26 protein-coding genes and 1 tRNA gene are annotated in these 26,738 nt (G+C 64.7%); 8 read left to right on the forward strand and 19 right to left on the reverse strand.

Features of this window, described 5'->3' with window-relative positions:
* Positions 1–153 precede the first annotated feature (153 nt).
* The 4 genes from ACZ5BH_RS01270 to ACZ5BH_RS01285 form a co-directional block, all read right to left on the reverse strand.
* The gene (locus ACZ5BH_RS01270) at positions 154–1,392 is read right to left on the reverse strand and encodes an OmpP1/FadL family transporter (RefSeq protein WP_464890117.1); all 1,239 of its coding nucleotides are present in this window, start codon (positions 1,390–1,392) and stop codon (positions 154–156) included.
* Positions 1,393–1,864: 472 nt separating this feature from the next.
* Positions 1,865–2,347 carry a sulfur carrier protein DsrE2 gene (gene dsrE2 / locus ACZ5BH_RS01275; RefSeq protein ID WP_464890118.1) on the reverse strand — a complete coding sequence of 161 codons (483 nt, stop codon included), beginning with the start codon at positions 2,345–2,347 and terminating at the stop codon, positions 1,865–1,867.
* Positions 2,348–2,429: 82 nt separating this feature from the next.
* Positions 2,430–2,660, reverse strand: a complete 231-nt coding sequence (locus ACZ5BH_RS01280; RefSeq protein ID WP_464890119.1) for a sulfurtransferase TusA family protein — start codon at positions 2,658–2,660, stop codon at positions 2,430–2,432.
* 183 nt (positions 2,661–2,843) lie between these two features.
* Positions 2,844–3,164: a rhodanese-like domain-containing protein gene (locus ACZ5BH_RS01285; protein WP_464890120.1), complete on the reverse strand. Its 321-nt coding sequence runs from the start codon at positions 3,162–3,164 to the stop codon at positions 2,844–2,846.
* Between the two features lie 381 nt (positions 3,165–3,545).
* Here ACZ5BH_RS01285 and ACZ5BH_RS01290 point away from each other — a divergent pair, with 381 nt between their 5' ends.
* Complete coding sequence (locus ACZ5BH_RS01290; protein WP_464890121.1) at positions 3,546–5,006, forward strand: M48 family metalloprotease; 1,461 nt, start codon at positions 3,546–3,548, stop codon at positions 5,004–5,006.
* A 415-nt stretch (positions 5,007–5,421) separates the two neighbouring features.
* On the opposite strand, the gene ACZ5BH_RS01295 is transcribed toward ACZ5BH_RS01290, so the two are convergent.
* Positions 5,422–6,450 (reverse strand): IS110 family RNA-guided transposase, encoded by a 1,029-nt coding sequence (locus tag ACZ5BH_RS01295; RefSeq protein WP_464891200.1) that lies wholly within the window; start codon positions 6,448–6,450, stop codon positions 5,422–5,424.
* 397 nt (positions 6,451–6,847) lie between these two features.
* Here ACZ5BH_RS01295 and soxX point away from each other — a divergent pair, with 397 nt between their 5' ends.
* The 7 genes from soxX (at position 6,848) to nhaD (ending at position 14,749) form a co-directional block, all read left to right on the forward strand.
* Positions 6,848–7,216, forward strand: coding sequence for a sulfur oxidation c-type cytochrome SoxX (gene soxX / locus ACZ5BH_RS01300; protein WP_464890122.1), 369 nt, complete (start codon positions 6,848–6,850; stop codon positions 7,214–7,216).
* A gap of 41 nt (positions 7,217–7,257) precedes the next feature.
* Positions 7,258–7,722, forward strand: coding sequence for a thiosulfate oxidation carrier protein SoxY (soxY, locus tag ACZ5BH_RS01305; RefSeq protein ID WP_464890123.1), 465 nt, complete (start codon positions 7,258–7,260; stop codon positions 7,720–7,722).
* Between the two features lie 31 nt (positions 7,723–7,753).
* Positions 7,754–8,071, forward strand: coding sequence for a thiosulfate oxidation carrier complex protein SoxZ (gene soxZ / locus ACZ5BH_RS01310; protein WP_464890124.1), 318 nt, complete (start codon positions 7,754–7,756; stop codon positions 8,069–8,071).
* Between the two features lie 36 nt (positions 8,072–8,107).
* Positions 8,108–8,986, forward strand: coding sequence for a sulfur oxidation c-type cytochrome SoxA (gene soxA, locus ACZ5BH_RS01315; RefSeq protein ID WP_464890125.1), 879 nt, complete (start codon positions 8,108–8,110; stop codon positions 8,984–8,986).
* A 335-nt stretch (positions 8,987–9,321) separates the two neighbouring features.
* Entirely contained in the window at positions 9,322–11,109 is a 1,788-nt protein-coding gene (locus ACZ5BH_RS01320; RefSeq protein WP_464890126.1) for a SulP family inorganic anion transporter, read from the forward strand.
* A 207-nt stretch (positions 11,110–11,316) separates the two neighbouring features.
* Positions 11,317–13,290, forward strand: coding sequence for an SLC13 family permease (locus tag ACZ5BH_RS01325; protein WP_464891237.1), 1,974 nt, complete (start codon positions 11,317–11,319; stop codon positions 13,288–13,290).
* A 64-nt stretch (positions 13,291–13,354) separates the two neighbouring features.
* Positions 13,355–14,749 carry a sodium:proton antiporter NhaD gene (gene nhaD, locus ACZ5BH_RS01330; RefSeq protein WP_464890127.1) on the forward strand — a complete coding sequence of 465 codons (1,395 nt, stop codon included), beginning with the start codon at positions 13,355–13,357 and terminating at the stop codon, positions 14,747–14,749.
* Positions 14,750–14,973: 224 nt separating this feature from the next.
* On the opposite strand, the gene ACZ5BH_RS01335 is transcribed toward nhaD, so the two are convergent.
* The 14 genes from ACZ5BH_RS01335 to ruvA all read right to left on the reverse strand — a co-directional run bounded on the left by ACZ5BH_RS01335 (position 14,974) and on the right by ruvA (position 26,737).
* The gene (locus ACZ5BH_RS01335) at positions 14,974–15,612 is read right to left on the reverse strand and encodes a hypothetical protein (RefSeq protein WP_464890128.1); all 639 of its coding nucleotides are present in this window, start codon (positions 15,610–15,612) and stop codon (positions 14,974–14,976) included.
* A gap of 140 nt (positions 15,613–15,752) precedes the next feature.
* Positions 15,753–15,828 (reverse strand) — tRNA-Lys (locus ACZ5BH_RS01340).
* A 137-nt stretch (positions 15,829–15,965) separates the two neighbouring features.
* Positions 15,966–17,207 (reverse strand): YeeE/YedE family protein, encoded by a 1,242-nt coding sequence (locus ACZ5BH_RS01345; RefSeq protein WP_464891238.1) that lies wholly within the window; start codon positions 17,205–17,207, stop codon positions 15,966–15,968.
* A 380-nt stretch (positions 17,208–17,587) separates the two neighbouring features.
* Positions 17,588–18,274, reverse strand: a complete 687-nt coding sequence (queC, locus tag ACZ5BH_RS01350) for a 7-cyano-7-deazaguanine synthase QueC (protein ID WP_464890129.1) — start codon at positions 18,272–18,274, stop codon at positions 17,588–17,590.
* 194 nt (positions 18,275–18,468) lie between these two features.
* Positions 18,469–19,119, reverse strand: a complete 651-nt coding sequence (gene queE / locus ACZ5BH_RS01355) for a 7-carboxy-7-deazaguanine synthase QueE (RefSeq protein ID WP_464890130.1) — start codon at positions 19,117–19,119, stop codon at positions 18,469–18,471.
* Positions 19,120–19,342: 223 nt separating this feature from the next.
* Complete coding sequence (gene ybgF, locus ACZ5BH_RS01360; RefSeq protein WP_464890131.1) at positions 19,343–20,215, reverse strand: tol-pal system protein YbgF; 873 nt, start codon at positions 20,213–20,215, stop codon at positions 19,343–19,345.
* 3 nt (positions 20,216–20,218) lie between these two features.
* The gene (gene pal, locus ACZ5BH_RS01365; RefSeq protein WP_464890132.1) at positions 20,219–20,767 is read right to left on the reverse strand and encodes a peptidoglycan-associated lipoprotein Pal; all 549 of its coding nucleotides are present in this window, start codon (positions 20,765–20,767) and stop codon (positions 20,219–20,221) included.
* Positions 20,768–20,804: 37 nt separating this feature from the next.
* The gene (gene tolB, locus ACZ5BH_RS01370; protein WP_464890133.1) at positions 20,805–22,115 is read right to left on the reverse strand and encodes a Tol-Pal system beta propeller repeat protein TolB; all 1,311 of its coding nucleotides are present in this window, start codon (positions 22,113–22,115) and stop codon (positions 20,805–20,807) included.
* A 449-nt stretch (positions 22,116–22,564) separates the two neighbouring features.
* Positions 22,565–23,431, reverse strand: a complete 867-nt coding sequence (gene tolA, locus ACZ5BH_RS01375; protein ID WP_464890134.1) for a cell envelope integrity protein TolA — start codon at positions 23,429–23,431, stop codon at positions 22,565–22,567.
* Positions 23,432–23,496: 65 nt separating this feature from the next.
* Positions 23,497–23,895, reverse strand: coding sequence for a protein TolR (gene tolR, locus ACZ5BH_RS01380; protein ID WP_464890135.1), 399 nt, complete (start codon positions 23,893–23,895; stop codon positions 23,497–23,499).
* A 38-nt stretch (positions 23,896–23,933) separates the two neighbouring features.
* The gene (gene tolQ / locus ACZ5BH_RS01385) at positions 23,934–24,629 is read right to left on the reverse strand and encodes a protein TolQ (protein WP_464890136.1); all 696 of its coding nucleotides are present in this window, start codon (positions 24,627–24,629) and stop codon (positions 23,934–23,936) included.
* Positions 24,626–25,081: a tol-pal system-associated acyl-CoA thioesterase gene (gene ybgC, locus ACZ5BH_RS01390; protein ID WP_464890137.1), complete on the reverse strand. Its 456-nt coding sequence runs from the start codon at positions 25,079–25,081 to the stop codon at positions 24,626–24,628. The genes tolQ and ybgC overlap by 4 nt, the downstream gene beginning before the upstream one ends.
* Positions 25,065–26,114: a Holliday junction branch migration DNA helicase RuvB gene (ruvB, locus tag ACZ5BH_RS01395; protein ID WP_464890138.1), complete on the reverse strand. Its 1,050-nt coding sequence runs from the start codon at positions 26,112–26,114 to the stop codon at positions 25,065–25,067. Before ruvB ends, ybgC begins: the two co-directional genes overlap by 17 nt.
* A 17-nt stretch (positions 26,115–26,131) precedes the next feature.
* A complete protein-coding gene (ruvA, locus tag ACZ5BH_RS01400) occupies positions 26,132–26,737 on the reverse strand; it encodes a Holliday junction branch migration protein RuvA (RefSeq protein WP_464890139.1) in 606 nt (201 codons plus the stop codon).
* Position 26,738 lies beyond the last annotated feature (1 nt).

A 26,738-nucleotide genomic window follows, 5' to 3' on the forward strand; every position in this document is an offset into this window, starting at 1 on the left:
GCGGCTCCGCTGCGCTTGAGCCGCCCTACGAATAGCGTGGCTCCGGTTTCGAGACGATTGATATTTTCGGTATTCGCATATGAAAACAGGCCGCCCAACGGGCGGCCTGTCGAGGTCAAACAGCAGGCTGTTTGATGACTTTGCCTTTCGATATCAAAAGGCGAAGTTCAGGCTGGCGGTAAGACCGGTCTGGCTGTGCTTGGTGGTCACATTTGCAGTTGGACTCGACGGCAGAGTCTGCGAGACCTCCGGCGCGTAGGTCAGGGCCAGATCCAATGTCATCTGCTTGTTGATGTCGTAGCTGCCACCAACAGTGAAGTGCTGCTCGATTATGGCCGGGAACCCCACAAGGTTGAAGTAATTGATCATGTAACCTTCACCATTCTGTCCAGGAGACTGATCCGATATGGGGTTGCTACCTTGATTGTAGCCGGCACGCACGCTCCAGTTGCCACCATCAAATTGGTATCCGAGCGCGAAAACATCGACATTATCCCAACCAAAAGTGCCCCAATCCTTGCTGTCCTTGTACTGAATCTGCTTCCAGTCCAGAGCGAAGGTGTGCTTGCCCATGACATAAGAAGCGCCAATTCCAATTTCCGCAGGCTGAGTCAAAACCATGTCACCTGCGCTTCCAGGAGTAAGCGGAGTACCGGTTGCTACCGCAATCATGTAATCACGCGAGAATTGCAGCTGATCCTGGAAATTCAGTTCGATCTCGGACTTGTAAACAGCACCGAAAGTCCAGCCCCCGGTCTGATATGCTGCACCCAGATTAAAGCCGAATTCCAGCACTTGGCTTGTACCTGCACCATCAACGGATCCAGAACCGTAAAATACACTTGCATCCAATGCTGCATACTCAAGAAGCGGAGTAATACCAAGGCTAAGTCCACCGGTCTTGTAGGCCAGAGGAACCGCCATTTGCATCACTTGCAGATTCGTAACCATGCTGCTGGCATCGTTAGGTGTAGTGGTCATGTAGTTATCATCCTTGCGGTAATCGACACCCATGCCTGAAACACCCCACATGCCGATGCCCCAGTAGAAGTTGTCGTTGGCCTTGGTGGCAAAGCCCACGGCAGGGACCACGAACTGATCGGCATCGCTCGTCAGATAGCCTGCTGATGGATTACCACCATCAGTCTTGACATTGGGCATGAACAGCGTGCCGCCGAAGGTAATCTCGGTGGCTTCCACGCCGGTGATCAGGGACGGATTACCCAGGGCAGAGCCGGCGCCGCGGCTGATGCCGATGTCGGTGCCACCCATGGCGCGGGAAGCGGCCGTCACACCGATGAGGTTGGTGCCGTTGGTGGCGTTGGCAGCCATGGGCATGGCGAGGGCTGCGGCAACGGCACTGGCGGCGAGACGCTTGCTGAATCGATTCATGTTCTGATCTCCCGTTACTCGTTGGTTATTGCTTGTTACGACAGATGCAGTGGTCACTGCACCGATTATCGTTGTTATTGTGCAACAAACCTTGTTGCAACACGCAACGTATCATTCAACAGGGCTTGCATGCTGTCAAGCCGTTTTGTCTCAAGAGCTCAATATCAGAATGTACTGATATTCGTAAGCCCTGCTTGCGGATACGTTTGCGCATCCCATCCCGGGCGCAGGTCAAACATGTCATATTCCGGGGAAGGGGTTCTGTGATTTATGTCCCTTTCGGGATTGGCTGAGCTTGCGGCGTGGCGATATCAGCGAGTTCCGAGCATGGTGAGGGGGAGGATTGCGCTTTCGGCCTGAAGGAATGGTGCAGTCGGCCTGAAGGCCGACCTACATGGGCGGGAGAGGATTGTGCACAAAAAAGGCCCCGGGGCTTGCGCCGCCGGGGCCTTTGGCGTGCTGCGTTGCGGGCTCAGACGAACAGGGTGATGTCCGCGTCGCCGGCGAATTCGAAAAAGGTGGCGGCGCCGCCGAACTCGATGCCGTCGATGAAGTCGGACGGGTTCATGTCGAACAGGTCCACGGTCATCTGGCAGGCGACCATTTTCACTTCGGCTTCCTGGCACAGTTCGCGCAAATCTTCCAGGCTAGCCACGCCCTTGGATTTCATCTTGGCCTTCATCATGGAGGTCATCATGGCTTCCATGCCCGGCAGGGCGGTGAACAGGGTGGGGAACCACTTGTCCATGCCCATGGGCATGGGCATGCCGGGGTTGCCGAGCGGGCTGACCTTGACGTCGATCTTCTTCTTCAGGAGCTGGAGGCCATAGAAGGTGAAGAAGATTTCCACTTCGTAGCCGAGCGCGGCTGCGGTGGAAGCGAGAATGAACGGGGGGTAGCCCCAGTCCAGGGTTCCCTTGGTGGCAATGATGGCAAGCTTCTTTTCATCTGACATGGTAATCACCTCGACGACTGCCACCGGCCCGGAGGGCCGGTGAGCAGGTTAGGGTTGGTCGTTATTATTATCCGTGGGACGATCAAGCCTTCTTGATAAGGAACTCGAACTTGCCGCCGGCTTCCTTGGATTCCAGCAGCTCGTTGCCGGTCTGCTTGGCGAAGGCTTCGAAGTCCTTCACGGAACCCGGATCGGTGGCGATGATGTGCAGCACCTGACCGGACGACATGCCGGCCAGCGCCTTCTTGGCGCGCAGGATGGGCAGCGGGCAGTTCAGTCCGGATGCATCCAGTTCTTCATCAAAGTCAGCCATGAATACTCTCCTTCAAATTGAGTGTTATGGGTTGTGTCGGAAATGGGCATCATTTGCCAAATATTAGCAAACAATCCAACACTTATATGATAACTTGACAGGTTTGACAACCGTAGCGGGGAAACAGCGGCTTTTCAGTGACTTAAATCCCTTCGCGGGATAGGGGGCGGGCGCGAAAGGGCCTCAGGCCACCTTGAGCCCGCTCACACGCCAGGCTTCGAAGCCGCCACGCAGGTGGCAGAGGTCACGGAATCCGGCGGCATGCAGGAGGGCGCAGGCCTCGGCGGAGCGCTGCCCGGCATTGGAGTAGAGCACCAGCGCGCGCTCGCGGGGCAGGGTTGCGAGATGCCGGGGAAGCTGTTCCAGAGGGAGGTTGAAGGCCTTCGGCAGGTGGCCCTGCCGGAATTCCTCGGCGGTACGCACATCCACCAGCAGGGCCGAACAGTCCGGGTTTTCCAGCAGTTGATGCAGTTCGGCGATTTCGATTTCCGTATGCGCGACCATGGGCGTCCCTGAAAATGAAGCGGCCAAGGCGCCCCGCCCTGGGCCAGCGGCTGGCGAGGCGCCCGAGCATTATTATATCCGTATATGTTCATGCGATGACACCCCTCCTCCATCCGTCGCTGACAGAAAAGACAGCGACCGAGGCCCTGTTCATATATATGGTATGGTTGCCGGAACCCCTCAGGGCCCCGGCGGTCTGAAGCGGTGAGTGTACCTTTAACTAAAATGTCTCAAAACGTTTTGACGTGAATGATTACTGTAGGAGCGGCGCAAGCCGCGATAGCCTCCTTTCGCGGCTTGCACCGCTCCTACGGGACGAGACCCGCAAATCTCGGTCAGGACAATGATGAGACGATTGATGCCCCGCAAGCCGGATTTTCCATGCCAGCCCTGAGCCACCTTGTCCTGCTGCTCCTTTGTGCCCTGGCCCCCCTGCCGCTGGCGGCCGAGGAGATTGCCCTGCCGGAGATCGGCGCCAGCGGCGCCGCCCTGGTGAGCCCGGCGCAGGAGCGCCACACGGGCGAGGCCGTGGTGCGCAACATCCGCCGGGCGGGCGGCATCCTCGACGATCCGCTGGTGACCGACTACCTCAACTATCTCGGCTACCGGCTGGTTTCCCACAGCGACAGCGCCCAGAAGGACTTCCGCTTCTTCATCGTCAACGACGGTGGCATCAACGCCTTCGCCCTGCCCGGGGGCTTCATCGGCGTGAACTACGGCCTGTTTCTGGCCAGCGAATCGGAAAACGAACTGGCCTCGGTGATGGCCCACGAAATCGCCCACGTGACCCAGCGCCACCATGCGCGGGCCTACGAACTGGCGCAAAGCGCCAGCAACATTCCGGTGATGGCGGCCATCATCGCGGCCATCATCCTCGGCTCCCAGGGCAGCGAACTGGGCCAGGCCGCCCTCACCTCCCTGGCCGCCGGCAACATCCAGCGCCAGCTCGACTTCACCCGGGCGAACGAAAAGGAGGCCGACTACATCGGCATTGCCCTGCTGGCCGACAGCGGCTTCAACCCGGCCAGCATGGCCGATTTCTTCCACAAGCTGGAGCGGGAAAGCCGCCTGTACGGCAGCTCGGCCCCCGAATTCCTGCGCACCCACCCGGTCACCGAAAACCGCATCGCCGACGCCCTGAACCGGGCGGCCCGGTACCCCCAGCGCGCCTGGCACAGCTCGCGCAACTACTACCTGATGCGCATGCGGCTGCAGGTGCTCACCAGCCATGATCCGGAAGCGACCCTGCGACAGCTTCGGAGCGATCTGAAAAACGGCCGCTACATCGACAAGGCCGCCACCCGCTACGGCCTGGCCCTGGCGCTGATGGCCACCCGACGCTACGACGAGGCCCGCCGCATTCTCGACCAGCTCCTGAACGACGACGACGGCCGCATCGCCTACCTGCTGGAACGGGCCCGCCTCGAATCCCTTGCCGGCAACCATACGGAAGCCCTCCGGCGCTTCGCCGCCACGCTCGAGAACTATCCCGGCAACGGCCCGCTGACCTTCGCCTATGCCCAGGCGCTGCTCGAGGCGAAAAAACCCGCCAGGGCGCGCGAGCTGATCCTGGCCTGGCAGAAACGGGGGGGCGACGAGAGCAGCATCCCGCACATCTATGAACTGCTGGCGAAGGCGGAATCCGAACTCGGGCATCAGGCCCTGAGCCACATGGCGATGGGGGAATACTATTACCGAATCGGGCAGACCCATCAGGCCATCCGGCAGCTGAACCTGGCTCTCGAGCGCAAGGCGCAGCTCGATTTCTACAATACGTCCCGGATCGAAGCCCGCATCAGGCAGTTCCAGCAGGAGCTGGCGATGTTGACGACGATGGAGTAGAGGCTTGCGTATAAAACGTCTCGAAATTGTGCTGACACAAACGGTACCGGTGTGGAGCGCAAGTAGGCCGGCTCAAGCGCAGCGGAGCCGGCAAAAATCGTGTCATCCCGAGATGGCGGCTCCGCTACGCTTGAGCCGTATATGGTCTCCTCCCGTTTTGCAAGACGTTGTACCAAACTTCGACAGGGACAGGATTGCGCTCGTATATCCGGCCTGTTTGTGAGGCTTTTTGCGCCTCTGGCCTCGATGAGATCTGCGCGTATCGTCCTAATCGCCCTAGCGGCTTGTCCCAGCCTACGGCTCAAGCAGGTTTTCGATACGCCGGTCTGACCTGTTTGTCATCGCTCGCCACAGCGTCTTCGCAATCGTCGGCAGGCTAACTCTCCAAATCGTTCCTCGCGGGCCCTGCCCGCCTTCAGACCGGGCGGTAATCCGCCCGGTATTCCGTCTTGTTCCTCAATACCGCCCACCCCATCCGGGCCATCTTGTTGGCCAGCGCCACCACCGCCTTGTTGTAGCCGCGCTCCGCCCGGATCCGGTTGATCCAGCGGCTGAGCCGGTCATCCTTCCCCGCCGCCGCCTTCACCACCGACCGCGCTCCATGCACCAGCAGACTGCGCAGATAGCCGTCTCCCCGCTTGCTGATCCCCTGCAGCCGTTCCTTCCCTCCGCTACTGTGTTGGCGGGGCACCAGACCCAGGGATGCGGACACATCCCGTCCCCGCCGCCAGGCCCGGCCGTCGCCGATCTGGCTGTAGAAAACCGGCGCCACCACCGGCCCGTAACCCGGGATCGCCCGCAGCCGCTTCACCGCCTCGTTCCGGCGGCTGTAGCCTTCCAGTTCCCGGGTGTAAAACGCAATGTGCGCGTCCAGCTCCTGAAACCGCCGGTAACTCTCCCACAACAGCTGCCGAAACCACTCGCTCAGGCCATTCTCCGCCTCCGACAGCACCTCCGGCAGGCGACGCCGCAGCGTATTCACCCCCTTGGGCAGAACAATCCCGTATTCCCCCAGCAGACCCCGTATCTGGTTGACCAGCGCCGTGCGGTCCGCAAGACAGCGCTCGCGCAGACGGTGCAGCGCCTGGATGTCCTGCTGCTCCGGTGTCTTCACCGACACAAACCGCATTTCCGGCCGCACCACCGCTTCGGCTATCGCCAGCGCGTCGTTGTAATCGTGCTTGTTCCCCCGCACAAACGGCTTCACGTACTGCGGCGGAATCAGCTTCACCTCGTGGCCCAGTGCCTGCAGCTCCCGCGCCCAGTAGTGGGCGCTCGCGCAGGCTTCCATCCCCACCAGGACCGGCTCCAGGTTCGCAAAATACGCCAGCACCTGCCCTCGCCTCAGCATCCGCTTGCGCACCACCTTGCCCCGCTCGTCGCAGCACACCACGTGAAACACGTGCTTTGCCAAATCCAGTCCAACCGTCGTAATCTTGCTCATGGTCTCCTCCTCCTTCTTCGATGGATGGTGAAGTGCTTCCATCTTGGCGCATCGTGACGCCGTTTTTAAGGGGGGGAGGAGACCATCTCATCGCCCTACGGACTACCGACATCGAGCGGCTGCGAAGTCGGGCTGAAGCCCGACCTACCGGGACGCGGCGGGGGATGCCGCGTTACGGAAGCGGCTTTTGCCGGCCGTGATTGCCGCTTTCATTTCAGCATCTGCTGAATCACTAAATTGCGGGACCGGGGCTTGCTATATGCCGCATATTCTGTATGCTTAGGTTCCCAAGGGCGGCCGAACCGCGTGGTTCGGTTTCAACCCAAAAACAGAATAATATCCGGGTCCCCGTGACCCTTGTCATTTCTCTCAACTTCTTTCATTCGAGGAGGAGATCATGCGGAAATCCGCCAAACTGATAACTGCTGCCAGTTCCGTTGCCTTGCTGCTCGGCGCGCTGGCCGTGGTCCCCGGCGTCGCCTCTGCCGATGAAGCCCTGGCCGCGGAAGGCAAGAAAATTGCCGAGAACCGCAAGAAGGGCAACTGCTTCGCCTGTCATGACTACAAGGGCGCCCACCTGGCCGGCAACATCGCCCCGCCGCTGGTAGCCATGAAGGCGCGCTTCCCCGACAAGGCCAAGCTCCGTGCCCAGATCTGGGATCCGACCAAGAACAACCCCAACACCATCATGCCGCCCTTCGGCAAGCACGAGATCCTTTCCGAGAAGGAGATCGATGCCGTGACCGAATGGGTCTGGTCGCTCTGAACCCGTAACGAACATCCCGGATTTTCTGGAGGAACGATTCCATGCAACGCAGAACTTTCCTGAAAGGCTCGCTGGCCGGCACCGCCGTGGCCGTGGCCGTGGGCGCCGGCCTGCTGACTCCGCGCGCCGTACTCGCCGCCTGGCCCAAGAGCGCCTTCGAGGCCAAGAAGATCGATGACGCCCTGGCCAAGCTGTTCGGCGCCGCCGACAACACCCCCAGCGACAAGATCGCCATCAAGGCCCCCGACATCGCCGAGAACGGCGCCGTGGTCCCCGTCTCCGTCAAGGCCAGCCTCGACGGCGTTGAGTCCATCGCCATCCTCGCCGCCAAGAACGCCAACCCCCTGACCTCCAGCTTCACCCTCGGCAACGGCGCCCTGCCCCAGGTCTCCACCCGCATCAAGATGGGCAAGACCTCCGACGTCATCGCCGTGGTCAAGGCCGGCGGCAAGGTCTATTCCGCCCGCAAGAACGTCAAGGTCACCATCGGTGGTTGCGGTGGCTGAGGCCACGCTTTAACGAAGAGGATTCAACACAATGGCTAGCAAAACCATCAAGCTCCGCGCCCGCGCCAAGGGGGACACGGTCACCGTCAAGTGCCTCATCAAGCACCCCATGGAGACCGGCCTGCGCAAGGACAAGAAGACCGGCAAGGTCATCCCCGCCCACTTCATCCAGGAAGTCGTCGCCAAGCACAACGGCAACACCGTGCTCACCGCCGACTGGGGCCCCGCCGTCTCCAAGAACCCCTACCTGTCCTTCGCCTTCACCGGCGGCAAGCCCGGCGACACCGTCTCCATCAGCTGGGTCGACAACACCGGCGACAAGGACAGCGCCGAAGCCAAAATCAAGTAACCAGGTCTTTCGATTCGGATGACAGGAGTTATAAAAATGAAAAAGTTTCTCATTGCAGTGTCTGCACTGACGATGCTGGGCGGGGCCGCCATGACGAGCGCACAGGCTTCTCCCAGTGAGGATCTGAAGCAGTTCCGGGCCTACTTCTTCAAGAAGTTTCCGGGCGTGAAGCTTCAGGACTACGCCAACGGCATCTACGCCCTGGACGCCACCCGCCGCTTCGAGTGGGAGGCCATGGAAGAGTTTCCGCCCTATGAGGATGGCGTGGAACTCGGCAAGAAGCTGTTCAACAAGTACGATCTCGGCAGCTGCTTCAAGAACGGCGGCATCGGCATCAAGCAGTACTACCCCTACTGGGACAAGAAGACCCAGCAGGTGCGCACCCTCGAGCAGGACATCATGGCCTGCCTGAAGAAGAAGGGGGTAGACACCAAAAAGGCCAAGATCGGCTGGAAGAAGGGCAAGCTGGCGGCCATCTCCGCCTACATGGCCTACACCTCCCGCGGCAAGCCCACCAGCGTGACCATCGATCCTTCCAAGGCCTCCATGGCGGCCTACAACAAGGGCAAGGTGTTCTTCTATGCCAAGCGGGGTCAGCTCAACATGGCCTGCGCCGACTGCCACGTGTACAACGCCGGCATGATGATCCGCGGCAACCTGCTGAGCCCGGCGCTCGGTCAGACCACCCACTTCCCGGTCTGGCGCCGCAAGTGGGCCAAGAAGACCGCCGCCAAGAAGGGCAAGTCCGGTCCGCTGGACGGCTTCGGCACCATGCATCGCCGTTACGGCGGCTGCAACAAGCAGGTTCGCGCCAAGCCCTTCAAGGCCCAGAGCGAGACCTACCGGGATCTGGAGTACTTCCACACCTACATGAGCAACGGCATCAAGCTCAACGGTCCGGCCGTACGCCAGTAAGCTCCGCATCATCCTGTCCCTCCCGAAGCCCGGCCTCGTGCCGGGCTTTTTTGTGCTACAATTCGCGCCCTGCTGATGGCCGGCCCATGCCATCGCGAGTCCCGGACCTTCCCTCGTCCCCGCAGGCGTGCCGCATGGGCCATGGACCTACCGGCCCGCATCTTGCAGTAACCCTTTGATTCCTGGCCATTTTTGGCTGCATCGGCTTTGCCGCCCCCGCTGGCGCGATGCCTGTCCGGGCATTTTTCGATCCCCGGTCAGGCGTTTCGCCGGCGCGTCGCGGTCCCGTTCGGCCAGGACGAACAACAAGACACACTGCTCAGGGAGTTTCGAACATGGCGATAAACCGCGCCGAGCTGCTGGCTCGTTTCACCCCTTTTCGCGCCTGGCTGCCGAAAGTCAACCGACGCACCCTGAAAGACGACTTCATGGCCGGCCTGACCGGGGCCATCGTGGTCCTGCCCCAGGGCGTCGCCTTCGCCACCATCGCCGGCATGCCGCCGGAATACGGCCTCTATGCGGGCATGGTGCCGGCCATCGTCGCCGCCCTGTTCGGCTCCTCCTGGCACCTGGTCTCCGGCCCCACCACCGCCGCCTCCATCGTGGTCTTCTCGGCGCTCAGCCAGCATGCCGAACCGGGCAGCATGGACTACGTGAGCCTGGCCCTGACCCTGACCTTCATGGTGGGGCTGGTGGAGCTGATCCTGGGTCTCGCCCGGATGGGGGCCCTGGTGAACTTCATTTCCCATTCAGTCATCGTGGGCTTTACCACCGGCGCGGCCCTGCTCATCGCCAGCAAGCAGCTCAAGAACTTCTTCGGCGTGGAAATTCCCCGGGGCGGGCATCTGCACGACGTGCTGATCCACTTCTTCGAGCAAATCCCGAACATCAACTGGTACGTGACCGCCGTGGCCCTGGCCACGCTCCTGTCGGGGATCTTCGTGAAGCGCTTCATTCCCCGGATCCCGTTCATGATCTTCGCCATGATCTTCGGCTCGGTGGTGGCCTATCTCATCAACATGAAGTTCGGCGCCGATGCCACCCGGATCGCCGTGGTGGGGGCCCTGCCCGACACCCTGCCGCCCCTCTCCTCGCCCGATTTCTCGCTCGACACCATCAAGAAACTGGCGCCCACGGTGCTGGCGGTAACCCTGTTCGCGCTTACCGAGGCGGTTTCCATCGGCCGCTCCCTGGGCGCCCGCAGCGGCCAGCGCATCGACGGCAACCAGGAGTTCATCGGCCAGGGCCTGTCCAACATCGCCGGCAGCTTCTTCTCCGGCTACGTGGCCACCGGCTCCTTCAACCGTTCCGGTCTCAACTATCAGGCCGGCGCCAAGACGCCCATCGCCGCGGTCTTCGCCGGCGCCCTGCTGATGCTGATCGTGGTGCTGGTGGCGCCGCTCGCCGCCTATCTGCCCAACGCCGCCATGGCCGGGATCCTGTTCATGGTGGCCTGGGGCCTGATCGACTTCCACGAGATCCGGCACATCCTCAAGGCCAGCCGCCAGGAGACGGCCGTGATGGCGGTGACCTTCTTCGGCGCCCTGTTCCTGGAACTGGAACTGGCCATCTTCGCCGGCGTGCTGCTCTCCCTGGTGCTGTACCTGATGCGCGTCTCGCGGCCGCGCATCGTCTCGCGGGTGCCCGATCCGCGCCTGCCCAACCGCGCCTTCTCCAGCGATCCCGGCCTGCCCCAGTGCCCGCAGTTGCGCCTGCTGCGCATCGACGGCTCGCTGTTCTTCGGCTCGGTGAGCCACATCCAGGAGGCCTTCGCCGAAATCGAGGAGAAATACCCGGATCAGAAGCATCTGGCCATCATCTGCCAGGGGATCAACTTCGCCGACGTGGCCGGGGGCGATGCCCTGGTGCAGGAAGCCCGCAAGCGCAAGGCGCGGGGCGGCGATCTGTACCTGATCAACGTCAAGCAGGGCCTGTGGGACTCCCTGGAGGAGTCCGGCGCCCTGGACGAGATCGGCCCCAACAACGTCTTCCAGTCCAAGACGGCGGCGATTCACGCCATTTTCCAGAAACTGGACAAGGACATCTGCGCCCGCTGCGACAAGCGCATCTTCCAGGAATGCCAGACCCTGGCGCTGCCCGAATCCGGTACCACCGGCCGCTGATCCCGATCCCCGGCCCGGCTTCCCGCCGGGCCGCTTTTCCTTCCTGAAAGTGGCAATTCTGCCCGTCTTTCTGTAGATTCTCCTCTTGACCGCCGGCCCCATTCCGACCGGCGGGCAGGGGTGCCCCGTGCACCCCCCTCTCGTGTACAACAAGCAGTGGTATTGCCTGACATGCCGACGACCGCCGACAAGACGCCCGCCACCGACATGACCGACTCCACCACCCATCTCCCGCCCCGCCTCGTGCGCCTGGGCATCGCCGCGCTGGTCTTCCTGGCCGCGGCCCTGTGGCTGGGCAACCTGGTGCCCACCCTGGAGATCGCCTGGGTGATGGGCATCCTGCTGCTGACCATCTACCTGTTCGCCTTCGAAGTGGTGGAGGTGGACGTGGCGGCCGTGACCATCATGGTGCTGCTGGGGCTGACCACCCTCTTCTATCCGCTGATGGGCCTGGAGGCCGGTCTGGTCTCCACCGATCGGCTGTTCGACGGTTTCGCCAGTAATGCCGTGATCTCCATCATCGCCGTGATGATCATCGGCGCCGGCCTGGATCGCACGGGGCTGATGAGCAAGGTGGCGGCCTTCATCCTGAAGGTGGGCGGCAAGACCGAAGCCCGGATCATCCCGATCATCTCGGGCACCGTGGCCATCATCTCTTCCTTCATGCAGAACGTGGGCGCCGCGGCCCTGTTCCTGCCCGTGGTCAGCCGCATCTCGGCCCGTTCCGGCCTGCCCATGTCGCGCCTGCTGATGCCCATGGGTTTCTGCGCCATTCTCGGCGGCACCGTGACCATGGTCGGCTCCAGCCCCCTGATCCTGCTCAACGATTTGATCCTCACCTCCAACGAGGCCCTGGCCGCCCAGGGCCGGGAGACCATGAACACCTGGTCGCTGTTCTCGGTCACGCCGGTGGGGCTCGCGCTGGTGGCCACCGGGATTCTCTATTTCATCCTCGCCGGGCGGTTCGTGCTGCCGGTGACCAGCAAGATCGACGGCGCCAAGGCCGGCAGCACCATGGACTATTTCCGCGACACCTACCAGCTGGACTATACCCTGCAGGAAATGGTCGTCCCCTCGGACAGCCCCCTGGTGGGCATGTCGCTGGACGAGATCGAGCATGACTGCCGGATCCGGGTCATCGCCCTGCAGCGCGGACCGGACGATCTGCGCATCGGCCCCGGCGGCGTGGCCCGGGACGTGGGCATCGACGCCGGCACCGTGCTCGGCGTGATCGGCTCGCCGGAAGCCACCCGCGCCTTTGCCGAGAAATACGGCCTCGAGGTCCGCCCGGATCTGGAAACCTTCACCGAGGTGCTGGCCGCCACCAAGGCCGGGATCGCCGAGATCGTGATTCCGCCCGGCTCCAAGCTGATCGGCAAGAGCGCCCGGGACGTGTGGATGCGCAAGACCTACGGGATCTCCATGCTGGCCCTGCACCGGGGCGGCAAGACCTACCGGGAGGGCGACGGCATCCGCGACATGCCCCTGCAGGCCGGTGACACGCTCATCGTGCACACCCCGTGGGATGCCCTGGCGCGGCTGGAGAAGGATCGCAACTTCGTGGTGGTGACCACCGACTACCCCCACGAGGAACTGCGCCCGCACAAGGTGGGCTGGGCCGGAATCTTCTTCGGCATCGCCCTGTCGCTGGTGCTGTTCACCGATCTGCGCCTCTCGGTGGCCCTGCTCACCGGCGCCATCGGCATGATTCTGTCCGGCGTGCTCAAGATCGAGGAGGCCTACGAGGCCGTGAGCTGGAAGACCGTGTTCCTGCTCGCCAGCCTGATCCCCCTGGGCATGGCGGTGGAGAACTCGGGCACCGCCAAGTGGATCGCCGAGCAGACCCTGTCGGTGGTGGGCGACATGCCCGTGTGGGTCATCCAGGCGGCGGTGGCGGTGCTGGCCACCTTCTTCACCCTGGTGATGTCCAACGTGGGCGCCACGGTGCTGCTGGTGCCCCTGGCGGTGAACATCGCCATCGGTGCCGGGGCCAACCCGGCGGTGTTCGCCCTGACCGTGGCGATTGCCACCTCCAACTCCTTCCTCATCCCCACCCACCAGGTGAACGCCCTGATCATGGGGCCCGGTGGCTATCGGGTGCCCGACTTCATGCGCGCCGGTGGCATCATGACCGTGCTGTTCATCGTGGTCATGATGATCATGATGAACCTCGTCTTCTGATTCCCCGTCCCGTGTTCACGGCCCGGCGGTGGCCGCCGGGCCCCCAGCTCTGCGGAATACCGAAGTGAAAAGACTGCTCCCCCTGCTCTTCCTCATCCTCGTCCCCGCCGCCGCCTGGGCCGGCGAAGGGGCAACGACCCGGCTGGATCTCACCGCCCATCCGGTGGGCTACGCGGCCCTGGCCATCTTCGTGGTGGCCTATCTGCTGGTCATGTCGGAAGAATTCACCCACCTGCGCAAGTCCAAGCCGGTGATCCTGGCCGCGGGGATCATCTGGGCGATGATCGCGGTGGTCTATGCCCGGCACGGGCTGGATCACGCGGCCGAGCAAGCCGTGCGCCACAACCTGCTGGAATACAGCGAGCTGATGCTCTTCCTGCTGGTGGCCATGACCTACATCAACGCCATGGAGGAACGGCAGGTCTTCGATGCCCTGCGGGCCTGGCTGATCCGCAAGGGCTTCGGCTTCCGCAAGCTGTTCTGGCTGACCGGCATCCTGGCCTTCTGGATCTCGCCGGTGGCCGACAACCTGACCACGGCCCTGCTGATGTGCGCCGTGCTGCTGGCCGTGGGCGGCGACAACCGCCGCTTCATCACCCTCGGCTGCATCAACATCGTGGTGGCCGCCAACGCCGGGGGCGCCTTCAGTCCCTTCGGCGACATCACCACCCTGATGGTCTGGCAGAAAGGCATCGTGGACTTCGGCACCTTCTTCGCCCTGCTGGTGCCGGCGATGGTGAACTTCCTGGTACCGGCCGCCATCATGCATTTCGCCGTGCCCGCGGAACAGCCGCCGGCCAGCGACGAGGTGGTGCCCATGCGCCGCGGCGCGAAGCGGATCATCCTGCTGTTCCTGCTGACCATCGTCACCGCGGTGTCCTTCCACAACTTCCTGCACCTGCCGCCGGTGATTGGCATGCTCACCGGCCTGGCCTACCTGCAGTTCTTCGGCTACTACCTGCGCAAGACCCACAACCGCGATCCCCACGTGCAGGCCGACCAGCTCGGCGACGTGGTGCCCTTCGACGTGTTCAACAAGATCGCCCGGGCCGAATGGGACACCCTGCTGTTCTTCTACGGCGTGGTGCTGTGCGTGGGCGGACTGGGCTTCCTGGGCTACCTGGCCGTGGCCTCGGAGGTGATGTATACCCAGTGGGGCGCCACGGCCGCCAACGTGGCCGTGGGCGTGTTGTCGGCCATCGTGGACAACATTCCGGTGATGTTCGCGGTACTGACCATGAACCCCGACATGCCCACCGGCCAGTGGCTGCTGGTGACCCTCACCGCCGGGGTCGGCGGCAGCCTGCTGTCCATCGGCTCGGCGGCCGGCGTGGCCCTGATGGGCCAGGCCCGCGGCCGCTATACCTTCTTCGGCCACCTCAAGTGGACCCCGGTGATCGCCCTGGGCTATGCGGCGAGCATCTGGGTGCACATGTGGATCAACGCAAGGCTGTTCTGATCGCCCCCTGCGACCTGCAATTATTAAATATCTCAAAATTGTGCTGACACAAACCGGGCCGGTGTGGGGCGGGTGTAGGGCGGGCGGTAAAACCATTTTGAGACGATTAATATTCGCAAAATCGTATTGACACGATCCTTTGGTGGGAGCGGCGCGAGCCGCGATGAGGTGTGTTTTCGCGGCTCGCGCCGCTCCTACAGTGCGCAGGCCGGATCAGAGCCGGCCTACGGTTTCTTCTTCGCCACCAGGCCGCTTCGTTCGAGGCTCGCGAGGAAGCGGCTGGCCAGTTCGTCGAAGACCTTGCGCAGATCCTCCGCGCGGGGATCGTAGAGATCCGAGGCCGCCGACCAGATGAGCCTGTTGCTGCCGGCATCGTAGAGATTGCTCTCCAGCCGGACGGTTTCCACCTTGACCGAATAGCCGGGCGTGGTGGAATAGCTGTCGGACACGCGGGGATAGTAGGCCCACATGTCCCGGTACATGGGCGGCGGGGAATAGGTATAGGTGCTCGTGGGCGGGTAGTAGTAGGACTGCTCGTCCACGGCCACCACCCGGGTGATCAGAACCGCATCGAAGCCGTGCCGGCGAACCGCATCGACGATCATCCTGCGGGTCGGCTCCCTGCTCGGCGGCAGGATCCGGGCGGCCGATGCGGCTGCCACGCCGTCCCGTTCCAGCGCCCGCACCAGGGCATCCTCGAACAGCCGTCGATCCCGTTCGTTCTCGGCCACGCCCAGCACCAGCACCTTGCGCACCGGCGGGTGAGGGTTCTCCCGGTCGTACCAGACATTGGTGATCCTGCTCGTGGCACAGGCACCAAGCAGCGCGGCCAGAAGGAGGCCCGGAATGAAAGCGATGCGCATGGCGATTCCCCGAAGCAGTCCGAGAGGACGTGGGGCTATGGTGGCAGAGCGTCAGGGAGAGATCAAACGGGACACTCAGAGCTGGAACGGTGGCGGCGCTTTTCCCTCGGCCCGCGGCCCTCGCCACTCGTCCCTAAAGTTGGTGGGGCGTGTAGGATTCGAACCTACGACCAATTGGTTAAAAGCCAACTGCTCTACCGACTGAGCTAACGCCCCGCGAGAAAGGCCGGCATTTTACCCGACTTGGCCGGAAAGGCAAAGTGCCGGGGGAGACATTTTCGGGTGGGTGGAAGGGAACACGGCGGGCGTTGCCGTGCCCGCCGTGTTCCCTTGCAGCAGACTGCGAAAAAGACTCAGATCGCCTCGAGCTGGCGCAGGCCGCCGGGAAGCAGACGGAAGTCCACCAGGGCGGTGACGAGGGCCTTGCCGAAGCTGGCCTCGTCTTCGTAGACCAGCTTGTAGTACTGAATCTTCATGGTCAGGGCCGAGCCGAGCACGATGCCGCCAAAGGCCAGGAAGGAGCCGAGCGCCAGGGTGGAGGCGCCGGTGATGCCCTGGCCGATGGTGCAGCCGAGGGCCAGCACCCCGCCCACGCCCATCAGGATCGCGCCGATGACGTGGGTGACGAAATCGCGCACGTTCACGAACCATTCGATGCGGAAGCTCTTCGACACCAGCGCCCAGGCGAAGGAGCCCAGGATCACGCCCAGCACCGCGGCGATGCCGAAGGTCACGAAGGAGAAGTCGAAGTTCTCGAGGAAGAGCCGCAGGGTCTGGCCGATGGGGTTGATAAAGGTGAAGGACTGCACGCCCACGTCCCGGGGCCGGGCGTCGGCATCGTCCTCGAGCATGTCCCAGTTCTCGGCGCTGGCGTAGTCGGCCCAGCTCAGCAGATCGCCGTCGGCGTCGATCTGCACCAGGCTGCCGGTGGCATACCAGGCCGCGAGCACGGCCAGGCCCACGGTCAGACCGCCAAGCACATTGTCGAAGTTGCCCCGGAAATCCCGCGAGCGGAAGACGAAGAACAGCAGTCCGGCGGCCAGCAGCAGGCCGAACACCAGCCGCAGCATGTCCACTTCGCCGCCGGCGAGGCGGGAGACCACGCTGCCCAGATCCTGGGGACCGGCCATGGACACGGTGGTCGGGTTGGTCCAGGGATAGAACAGCAGGGAGTAGATGGTGGCGTCGGTGCCGGGGAAGGGGTTGATCATGAAATAGGCGAACACGGCGATGATGGCGAAGACCACGATGGACTTGAGGTTGCCGCCGCCGATCCGCACCAGGGTCTTGTTGCCGCAGCCGGAGCCGAGGGTCATGCCGATGCCGAAGAGGATGCCGCCGAACACGTACTCCAGCCAGGCGAAGTTGCTGCCCCGGTAGGGCGGCAGGGTCTTCTCGACGCTGAGAACGTCACCCGCCTCGAGCAGGGTCACGCCGAGAATGGCCGTGGCCATGGCCAGGATCCAGGCCCGGAAGCGGCCGGTGTCGCCCATGTTGACCCAGTCGGACACGGCGCCCATGGTGCAGAAATTGGTCTTGTTGACGATGGCGCCCATGACGAAGGCGATGGCGAAGACCGCCAGCAGGACCTCCATGTGGGCAGAAAGGAAAGTCTCGGACATGACAACCTCACCCCAGTGTGATGCGGAAAAAGGGAAATGCGAACCGCGCCGTCCGGTCTCGTGGCAAGCCACCGACGGCGGAAGTCGGGAATTCTAGGGGGTTAGCCGCCCGGGCGCCAAGCTGGAGGGGATTCAGGGGTGGTGGATATTGCGATTTGCAATGTTTTTGGCTGAATCGGCACTGTAGGAGCGGCGCGAGCCGCGAACCCTGCAGGGACGAGTGGCGAGGGACGAGGGCCGAGGAAAAACTGGTTGGTTGGCTTCGACAACCTCGGCCCTCGCCACTCGTCCCTCGGCCCTGTTCATCGCGGCTTGCGCCGCTCCTACAGGTGTTTTCCCGACCACCGCCGCCGTCATTGATAAAGGGTGGGATCGGACACGCCGGCTTCGGCGAAGCCGGCGGCGCGCAGGCGGCAGGCGTCGCAGCGGCCGCAGGCCCGGCATTCCGCGTCGGGGTTGTAGCAGGAGACGGTGAGCGCGTAGTCCACGCCGAGGCGGCTGCCTTCGCGGATGATCTCGGCCTTGCCCATGTGGATGAGTGGGGCCTCGATGCGGATCGGGCGGCCCTCCACGCCCCGTTTGGTGGCCACCGCCGAGAGGCGGTTGAAGGCCTCGATGAAGGCCGGGCGGCAGTCGGGATAGCCGGAATAGTCGACCGCGTTGACGCCGACGAAGATGACCTCGGCATCCAGCACCTCGGCCCAGCCCAGGCCCAGGGACAGGAATACCGTGTTGCGGGCCGGCACGTAGGTGACCGGAATCCCCTCCCCCGGCTGCTCGGGCACGGCAATGGCCGGATCGGTGAGGGCCGAACCGCCGATCTCGTCCAGATTCAGGGTGATCCGCTTGTGCGCCACCACCCCGGCCGCCCGCGCCACCTGCCGCGCCGCCTCCAGCTCGCAGCGGTGGCGCTGGCCGTAATCGAAACTGAGGGCATGACAGGCATACCCCCGCTCCTTCGCAATGGCCAGCACCGTGGCCGAATCGAGCCCGCCGGAAACGAGGACGACGGCCTTGGGTTGTCTTGACTCGTCAGTCATGGAGATCTTTCCTGGCATACTGCAAAAAACGCAGAGGCCGCAGAGGCGCAGAGTTCGCCGAGAGGTGAAATAAGGTAAAGCCGAAAATCATTTTTTCGTCACATTCGGAATGACAACAATACAACAAACAACGTATCTCTGCGTCCTCTGCGCCTCTGCGGCCTCCGCGTTTTTTCCACCAACGTAAATCGAGACTAGCGCCCCGGTTCGTCGCCCCAGAGGAGTTTGTGGAGCTGGATCTGGAAGCGGACCGGCAGGCGGTCGTGGACGATCCAGTCGGCGAGGTCGCGGGCTTGGAGCTGGCCGAAGGCCGGGGAGAAGAGGACTTCGCAGCGTTCGGGGAGGCGGTATTCGTCGAGCCGGGCCACGGCCCAGTCGTAGTCGGCGCGATCGGTGAGCACGAACTTGACCTGGTCCAGGGGCTTGAGATGTTCGAGGTTGTCGGCGCAGAAACGTTCGACCTCGCCGGAGCCGGGGGTCTTGATGTCCATGACGATGACGGTGCGGGGATCCACCGGGGCGATGTCCAGGGCGCCGGAGGTTTCCAGGGAGACTTCGTAGCCGGCCTCGTTGAGGCCGTTGAGCAGCACCAGGACGGCTTTCTGGGCCAGCGGTTCGCCGCCGGTGACGGTGACGTGGCGCACCCCGTAGTCGGCCACACGATCCAGGATCGCCGGGATGGTCTGCCATTCGCCGCCCTGGAAGGCGTAGGCGGTGTCACAGTAGCCGCAGCGCAGGGGGCAGCCGGTGAGGCGCACGAACACCGTGGGCCAGCCGACGCTGCGGCTCTCGCCCTGCAGGGAGAGGAAAATCTCGCTGATCCGCAGACGATCGGATCCGCTCACGTCATGCTCCTTGGATAACCGTTGCGAATCCCCCGACACTCTGAGACACGCACGAAACCCTCAAGGCAGGCAGGTCGTTTCGTGACCTACGGCCGCAGGGACGTAGGGTGGCTCAAGCGCAGCGGAGCCGCCATATCGGGATGATATGCCTTTTGCCGGCTCCGCTGCACTTGAGCCGGCCTACAGCCTGCGCAGAGGATCGGACCCGATCATGCGACGAATCCTACTTGCCGCTCTTGAGCCGGATCTTGCGCAGCAGGTTGCGGGCCTGGCCGGCTTCGGTGGTGCCGGGGTAGTTGGCGATCAGGCGCTCCAGGGCTTCGCGGGCCGCCGCGTAGTTCTTCAGCTCGTACTGGCTGTAACCGATCTTGAGCAGGGCTTCGGCCAGCTTGGGGCTGTCGGGGTACTTGTCGATGAGCGCCTGATAGTCGGCGATGGCCTGCCTGAACTTGCGCTGGGCATAGCCGGTCTCGGCCAGCCAGTACTGGGCGATGTGGGCGTAGCGGCCGTCCGGATAGGTCTTCAGGAACCGGCGGAAGGCTTCGCTGGCCTTGTCGTACTTGAGTTCGCGCAGGAGGTTGAAGGCCTGCTGGTAGGCCTGCTGTTCGGTTTCGCTGGCCGCCGCCACCACCGGGCCCCGAGGCGCGGGCGCCGGGGTGCGGCGGGTGGCGGTGGTGGGCTTGCCTCCGCTGACCACGGCCGGGGGGGCCACGGCGGCCGGCGTTTCGTCCACCACCGGCTCGGCGGGGGTGGCCGCCGGGGTTTCGCTGCCGGCCGCCGGCGCGGCGGCCACGCCGCGGCGCTCGAGCTGCACCAGGCGGCGGTCCAGATCGAGGTACAGATCCCGCTGGCGTTTCTTCATCTCTTCCAGCTTGTGGGCCAGCACCTCGTTCTCGCCACGCAGTTGCTGCACGGTGTTCTGCAGCGTCTCCAGCTTGAGCAGGATGTCCACCAGCCCGCGGTTGTCGAGCTGGCGTTCGAGACGGGCGACCCGCGCCTCGAGCGAGGTGGCAGTGCCGGCCGCCTCGGCGGCCAACCCGGTCAGCGGTGCACAGGCGAGCAGCAGCGGCAGCGCGCGGATGACGGTTCCCGGCATGGATCAGTACCCCGAATAGAGAATCTCGACCCGGCGGTTGAGCCGCCAGGCCGCTTCGTTGTGGTCCAGCGCCACCGGGCGTTCCTCGCCGAAACTGATCACCTGGATCTGCTTCGGATCGACGCCCTGCAGCACCATCAACTGCCGGACCGCCTTGGCCCGGCGCTCGCCGAGGGCGAGGTTGTATTCCCGCGTGCCCCGCTCGTCGGCATGGCCTTCGAGCACGATGGACAGCTCGGGATGGGCGGCCAGGAATCGGGCATGGCGGCCGATGATGTCGCGGCCCTCCTCGTCCACCTGGCTGCTGTCGAGTTCGAAATAGATGACCCGTTTGGCCAGCGGGCTGGCCGGATCGGCGAGCGCGCTGACGTCCAGCGAGGCTTCTTCACCGATCACGTAGCGTTTTTCCTGCGGCGCTTCGGGGGCCGGCTGCTCGGCTACCGGCGGAGGCGGCTCGATGTCCTTGCCGGACTTCTTCACCGGGGCGAACTTGCAACCGCCGGCCAGCGCCAGCAGGCCGGCGACGAGGATAATGCGCGTGAGGGTTCCCATGAAGTGGCTCCTTGGCATTGCGTGCGATGGATTCGAATCAGCGCTTGTACGGTGACCAGCACGGTTCGCGGACGTCGCCCGTCTGCAGGCGGAACCGCTGCCGGGCCCGGCCATCGACCGACACGGCAGCCAGCACGCCCCGGTAATTGTCCTCGGTTGCGTAGATGATCATACTACCATTGGGGGCGAAGCTGGGCGATTCGTCGAGGCGATTGTCGGTGAGGATCCGCAGCCGCCCGGTCTTGCGATCCAGCACGGCGATGCGGAAGCGGCCCTCCTCGCGGTGGACCATGGCGATGTGGCGGCCGTCGGGCGAGACGGCGGCCCGGGCGTTGTAGTTGCCGTCGAAGGTGAGACGCTGCGGCCGGCCGGCAGGCCCGCGGCGGCCCACCGCCACCTGGTAGAGCTGGGGCGAGCCGCCCCGGTCGGAGGTGAAGACCAGGGCCTTGCCGTCGGGCGTCCAGGCCGGCTCGGTGTCGATGGCGAAGTTGCGGGTGATTCGGATCAGGCGCCGGGTCTGCAGCTCCATCACGTAGATTTCGGGATTGCCGTCCTTCGACAGGGTCAGGGCCAGGCGCTGGCCGTCCGGGGCGAAGGCCGGGGCGCTGTTGAGGCCGGGAAAGCCGGCGACCCGCTCCGCCTGGCCGGTGAGCAGGTTCTGGATGTAGATCTCGGAGCGGCCGTTGCGGAACGAGACGTAGGCAAGCCGCTTGCCGTCCGGCGCCCAGTCGGGCGACATCAGCGGCTGGGACGATTCGTAGACGATGCGCTCGTTGTGCCCGTCGGCGTCGGCCACGGCCAGGCGGTAGGTCTTCTGCTGCTTGCGATCGCCGGTGACCGTCACGTAGGCGATGCGGGTATCGAAGGCCCCGGGGCGGCCGGTGATGGCCTTGTAGACGATGTCGCTGATCTGGTGGGCGGTGCGGCGCAGATCGGGCAGGCGGCTGCGGATGCTGTAGCCGGCCAGTTGCGTGCCCTTGAGCACGTCGAGCAGCTGGAACTGCACCTGGAAGGTGCCGTCGGGCAGGGCCGCCATGCGCCCCACCAGCAGGTGATCCACGTTCAGGGCCCGCCAGTTGGCGAAGTTCACCTGACGGGGATCCACCGGCCGGGCGATCAGATCCGCTTCGGGCAGGGGCGCGAAGAAGCCGCTGCGCTGCAGATCGGCGGCGACGATTTCGTGCATGGCTTCCGGCGGCGCGCCCTGCCCCTGCCAACCGAAGGGCACGATGGCGATGGGCGAGGCCCCTTCGACACCCTGGGTGATCTCGATGGTCAACACCGCCCGCGCCGGGCCGGCGAGCAGCAGGCCGAGGGCCAGCAGGGGGATCAGGAATCGGCGTTTCATGTTGCGTCTTTCCACCTCGTGTTCGGTTTTGGGCGTGCCATCATTCGGATTAAATGCGGGGACGAGGGCCAGGGGAAAGCCCTGTCGCTCCGGCTTCGATTCTTCTCGTCACTCGGCTTTGGCTTCCTGCGTCGCTCTGCCGGTTGCATCCATGCAGTCGTCGGTCCTGTTCCTGTCGCGGCTTGCACGGCTCCTGCGGGTTTGTGCTGTCTGCGACCGCGTTTTCGCGGCTTGCGCCGCTCCTACGGGTTTGTGCCGTTTGGTCAGGGTCGTGGATTCCACGGTGTTCCCCGCGACCCGCCACCCGGCCCCCGCTACCGCCTGTCGCGGCGAGGGCGCCGCTCCTGCGGGTTGTGCTGTCTGCGACCGCGTTTTCGCGGCTTGCGCCGCTCCTACGGGTTGTGCCATTTGGTCAGGGTCGTGGATTCCACGTTGTTCCCTGCTACCCGCTACCGCATGTTCAGAGGCGTGAAGGCGAAGATCACTTCGCGGAATTCGTCGAACAGGCCCGAGTCGGGGGAAGGCACCGGGAGGGGCGAGGCCCGGTAGACGGCGGCTTCCACCGATTTGTCGAAGGCCGGGTCGCCGCTGGCGCGCAGGATCTGCACGTCCAGCACCTCGCCGCTGGGCAGCAGGCGCACCCGGATTTCGGTGCGCAGATCCGCCGTGGCCCCGGCGGGAATGTGCCAGCGGTTGGTGACCGCCTGGCGGATCGCGGCGCGGTAGCGGTCGATTTCCTTCTGGCGGGCCGCCTGGCGGGCGGCGGCCTGGCGCTGGGCTTCGAGCCGGCGCTGCAGTTCCGCTTCCTGGCGGGCGATTTCGGCCTGGCGGGCCTTTTCCTCCGCCTGACGCTTGAGTTCGGCCAGGCGCTTTTCCTCTTCGCGGCGCTGGCGTTCGGCTTCCTTGCGCTTCCGTTCTTCGAGCCGGCGCTGGCGGGCAAGTTCCGCCAGACGCTTCTTCTCGGCCGCTTCCTTCGCCTTGCGCTTGCGCTCGGCTTCCTGGCGGCGTTTTTCCTCCAGCCGGCGCTGGCGCTTCAGTTCGGCCAGGCGCCGCTCCTCGCGCTTGCGGGCCTCGGCGGCGCGGCGGGCGGCTTCCTGCTTGCGCCGCTCGGCAGCCCTGATCTTTTCCAGTTCGCGCTCTACCTGGCGCTCGTCGATGGCGGTGACGCTGACCGCCTCGGGCGGCGCCTTGGCAGTCTGCCCGGCCGGTTCCAGGGCGGGCCGGGTGAAACTGACCACCAGGATGGCGAGGATCGCCAGATGCGCGAGCACCGCCAGCACGGCGGCCCAGGGGTGTTGCCGGATGGCCTGCCACATGGGGATTCAGGGCCTTTTCGAGGGCGTTCCGCCTGGCGGCGTTTGGCTGCGCACGGCTTTCGGCCTCACGCCTCGTCCGGCAGGCGGGTCACCAGCCCGACCTTCTCCACCCCGCCCTGCTTGAGCAGGGCCATCACCTTGACCACGTCCCCGTAGGGCACGTGGCGGTCGCCCTTGACGTAGACGGTAGCCTGCCGGCGATGGCGCAGCAGTGCCTTGATCCGGGTCAGGAGCGTGGCATCGTCGAGCGGCCTGTCGGGGGCCTCGCCCAGATTGAGGAAGACCCGGCCGGCGGCATCCACCGAGACCACGATGGGCTCCTGGCCTTCCGTTTCCACCACGTCGCCGCGGGTTTCGGGCAGTTCCACCTTGACGCCCTGGGTGAGCATGGGCGCGGTGACCATGAAGATCACCAGCAGCACCAGCATCACGTCGATGTAGGGCACCACGTTGATCTCGGACATGCGCTTGCGCCTGGGGCGCCCGGAGAAGCCGTGCCCGATCATGCGGCGGCTCCCGCCTGGCGGTCGGTGTGGGCCTGGCGCTGGAGGATGGTGGAGAACTCCTCGGCGAAGATGTCATAACGGCTGATCAGGCGCTCCACGTCGTTGGAATAGCGGTTGTAGGCGATCACCGCGGGAATGGCGGCGAACAGGCCCATGGCGGTGGCGACGAGGGCTTCGGCGATGCCCGGCGCCACCGAGGCGATGGTGGCCTGTTTCACGGCGCCCAGGCCGATGAAGGCGTTCATGATCCCCCACACGGTGCCGAACAGGCCCACGTAGGGGCTGGTGGAGCCGACGGTGGCCAGGAACGACAGGTGCATCTCCAGGTTGTCGATCTCCCGGTTGAGGGCCACGCGCATGGCCCGCTGCACGCCCTGCACCAGGGCCAGGGGCTCCACCGCGCTCTTGCGCAGGTGCAGGAATTCACGGAAGCCGGCCTCGAAGATCGACTCCATGCCGGTGAGCTTGCCGCGCCGCGCCGAGACGCGCTTGTACAGATCGCCCAGATCGGCCCCGGACCAGAAGCGCCGCTCGAAGCGGTCCGCCTCCTGGCGGGCCTGCTTGATCACCGACCACTTGAGGAAGATCACGGTCCAGGAGAGCAAGGAGGCCACGAGCAGCAGGGCCATGACCAGCTGCACCACGAGGCTGGCGTCGAGTACGAGCTGGGTGATGGACAGATCGGCGCTCACCGGCGTGGACTCCCCTCGATGATGGTCTGCATGGCGTCCGGGATGGCCCGGGCGCGGAAGGTTTCGCTGTCGAGGCAGGCCACCTTGACCTCGCCCCGGCACAACAGGCGGCCATCGGCCTCGCGCAGCACGTCCTGGCCGAAGGTGAGACTGGCGCGCCCGGCCTGCAGGATTTCGGTGCGCACCTGCAAAAGGTCGTTGAAGCGGGCCGGGGCGAGATAGTCCACCTGAACCGAACGCACGGCGAAGATCACCTTTTCCCGCGCGCGCAATTCGTCCTGTTCGAACCCGTGATGGCGCAACAGTTCCGTGCGCGCGCGCTCCATGAACTTGAGATAGTTGGCGTAATACACGACGCCGCCGGAGTCGGTATCCTCGTAGTAAACCCGCACCGGCCAAAGGAACCCGGTCACGCTTCGGGCGGTGGATTCGGCCTCAGTCGGTCTGGCCATCGTCGAACAGATCCGGAATCGGGGCCGTGCCGGCCGGGGCCGGCAGGCCGAAATGGCGCCAGGCGTTGGGCGTGGCCATGCGGCCGCGGGGCGTGCGCATCAGAAAGCCCTGCTGGATCAGGAACGGTTCGAGCACGTCTTCGATGGTACCCCGTTCCTCGCCGATGGCGGCGGCCAGGTTGTCCACGCCCACCGGCCCGCCGCCGAACTTTTCCATGATGGCCAGCAGCAGCTTGCGGTCCATCATGTCGAAGCCCTGCTCGTCCACGTCGAGCAGATCCAGCGCCATGCGGGCGATGTCGGCGGTGATGGCGCCATCGGCCTTGACCTCGGCATAGTCGCGCACCCGGCGCAGCAGGCGGTTGGCGATGCGCGGGGTGCCCCGGGAACGGCGGGCGATCTCGCGGGCGCCGTCGGCGTCGATGGCCACCTCGAGGATCCCTGCCGAGCGGGTCACGATGCGGGTGAGATCCTCGGTGCTGTAGAACTCCAGGCGCTGCACGATGCCGAAGCGGTCCCGCAGCGGCGAGGTGAGCAGGCCGGCACGGGTGGTGGCGCCCACCAGGGTGAAGGGCGGCAGATCCAGCTTGATGGAGCGGGCCGCGGGGCCCTCGCCAATCATGATGTCGATCTGGTAGTCCTCCATGGCCGGATAGAGGATCTCCTCCACCACCGGGCTCAGGCGGTGGATCTCGTCCACGAACAGCACGTCGTGGGGCTCGAGGTTGGTGAGCAATGCGGCCAGATCGCCGGCCCGCTCCAGCACCGGGCCGGAGGTGTGGCGCATGTTCACGCCCAGTTCGTTGGCGATGATGTGCGAGAGGGTGGTCTTGCCCAGGCCGGGCGGGCCGAAGATGAGCACGTGGTCGAGCGCCTCGCTCCGCGAGCGGGCCGCCTCGATGAACACCTGCATCTGTTCGCGCACCGCCGGCTGGCCCACGTAGTCGGCCAGGCGCGCCGGACGGATGGCCCGGTCGAGGGCGTCTTCGGCGCCGTGGGCGGTGGTGGCGATCAGGCGGTCGTCTTCGATCATGCGCGGGCGCGGCCCTGTCAGCGGCTGATGGAGGCCTTCAGGGCCTCGCGGATGATATCTTCACTGCCCAGGCCCGTGCTGTCCACCTTTTCCACCATCCGGCTGGCCTCGGCCGGGCGGTAGCCCAGGGCCACCAGGGCGGTGAGCGCCTCCTTGACCGGATCGCCGGCCGCCACCGGCGCCGGTTCGCCGGCGGGCGCCGCCGCCGGCGCGGCCTGCCAGTCGGCCAGGCGGTCGCGCATCTCCACGATCAGGCGCTCGGCGGTCTTCTTGCCCACGCCGGGCAGGCGGGTGAGGCGGGCGGTGTCCTCGTCCTGCACCGCAGCGGCGAACTCGTCGGCGCTCATGCCCGAGAGGATCGCCAGGGCCAGCTTGGCGCCCACGCCGTTGACGCGGATCAGGCTGCGGAACAGCCGCCGCTCGCTCTCACTGGCGAAGCCGCACAGGAGCTGGGCGTCCTCACGCACGATCAGGTGGGTGTAGAGCATCACCTCCTCGCCCTGGGCCGGGAGCTGATAGAAGGTGGACATGGGCGCCTCGACCTCGTAGCCGACGCCCTGCACCTCGAGCAGCAGGAAGGGCGGGGTCTTCTCCAGCAGGATGCCGCGCAGGCGACCGATCATG

It is taken from the genome of Thioprofundum lithotrophicum (assembly GCF_055387065.1).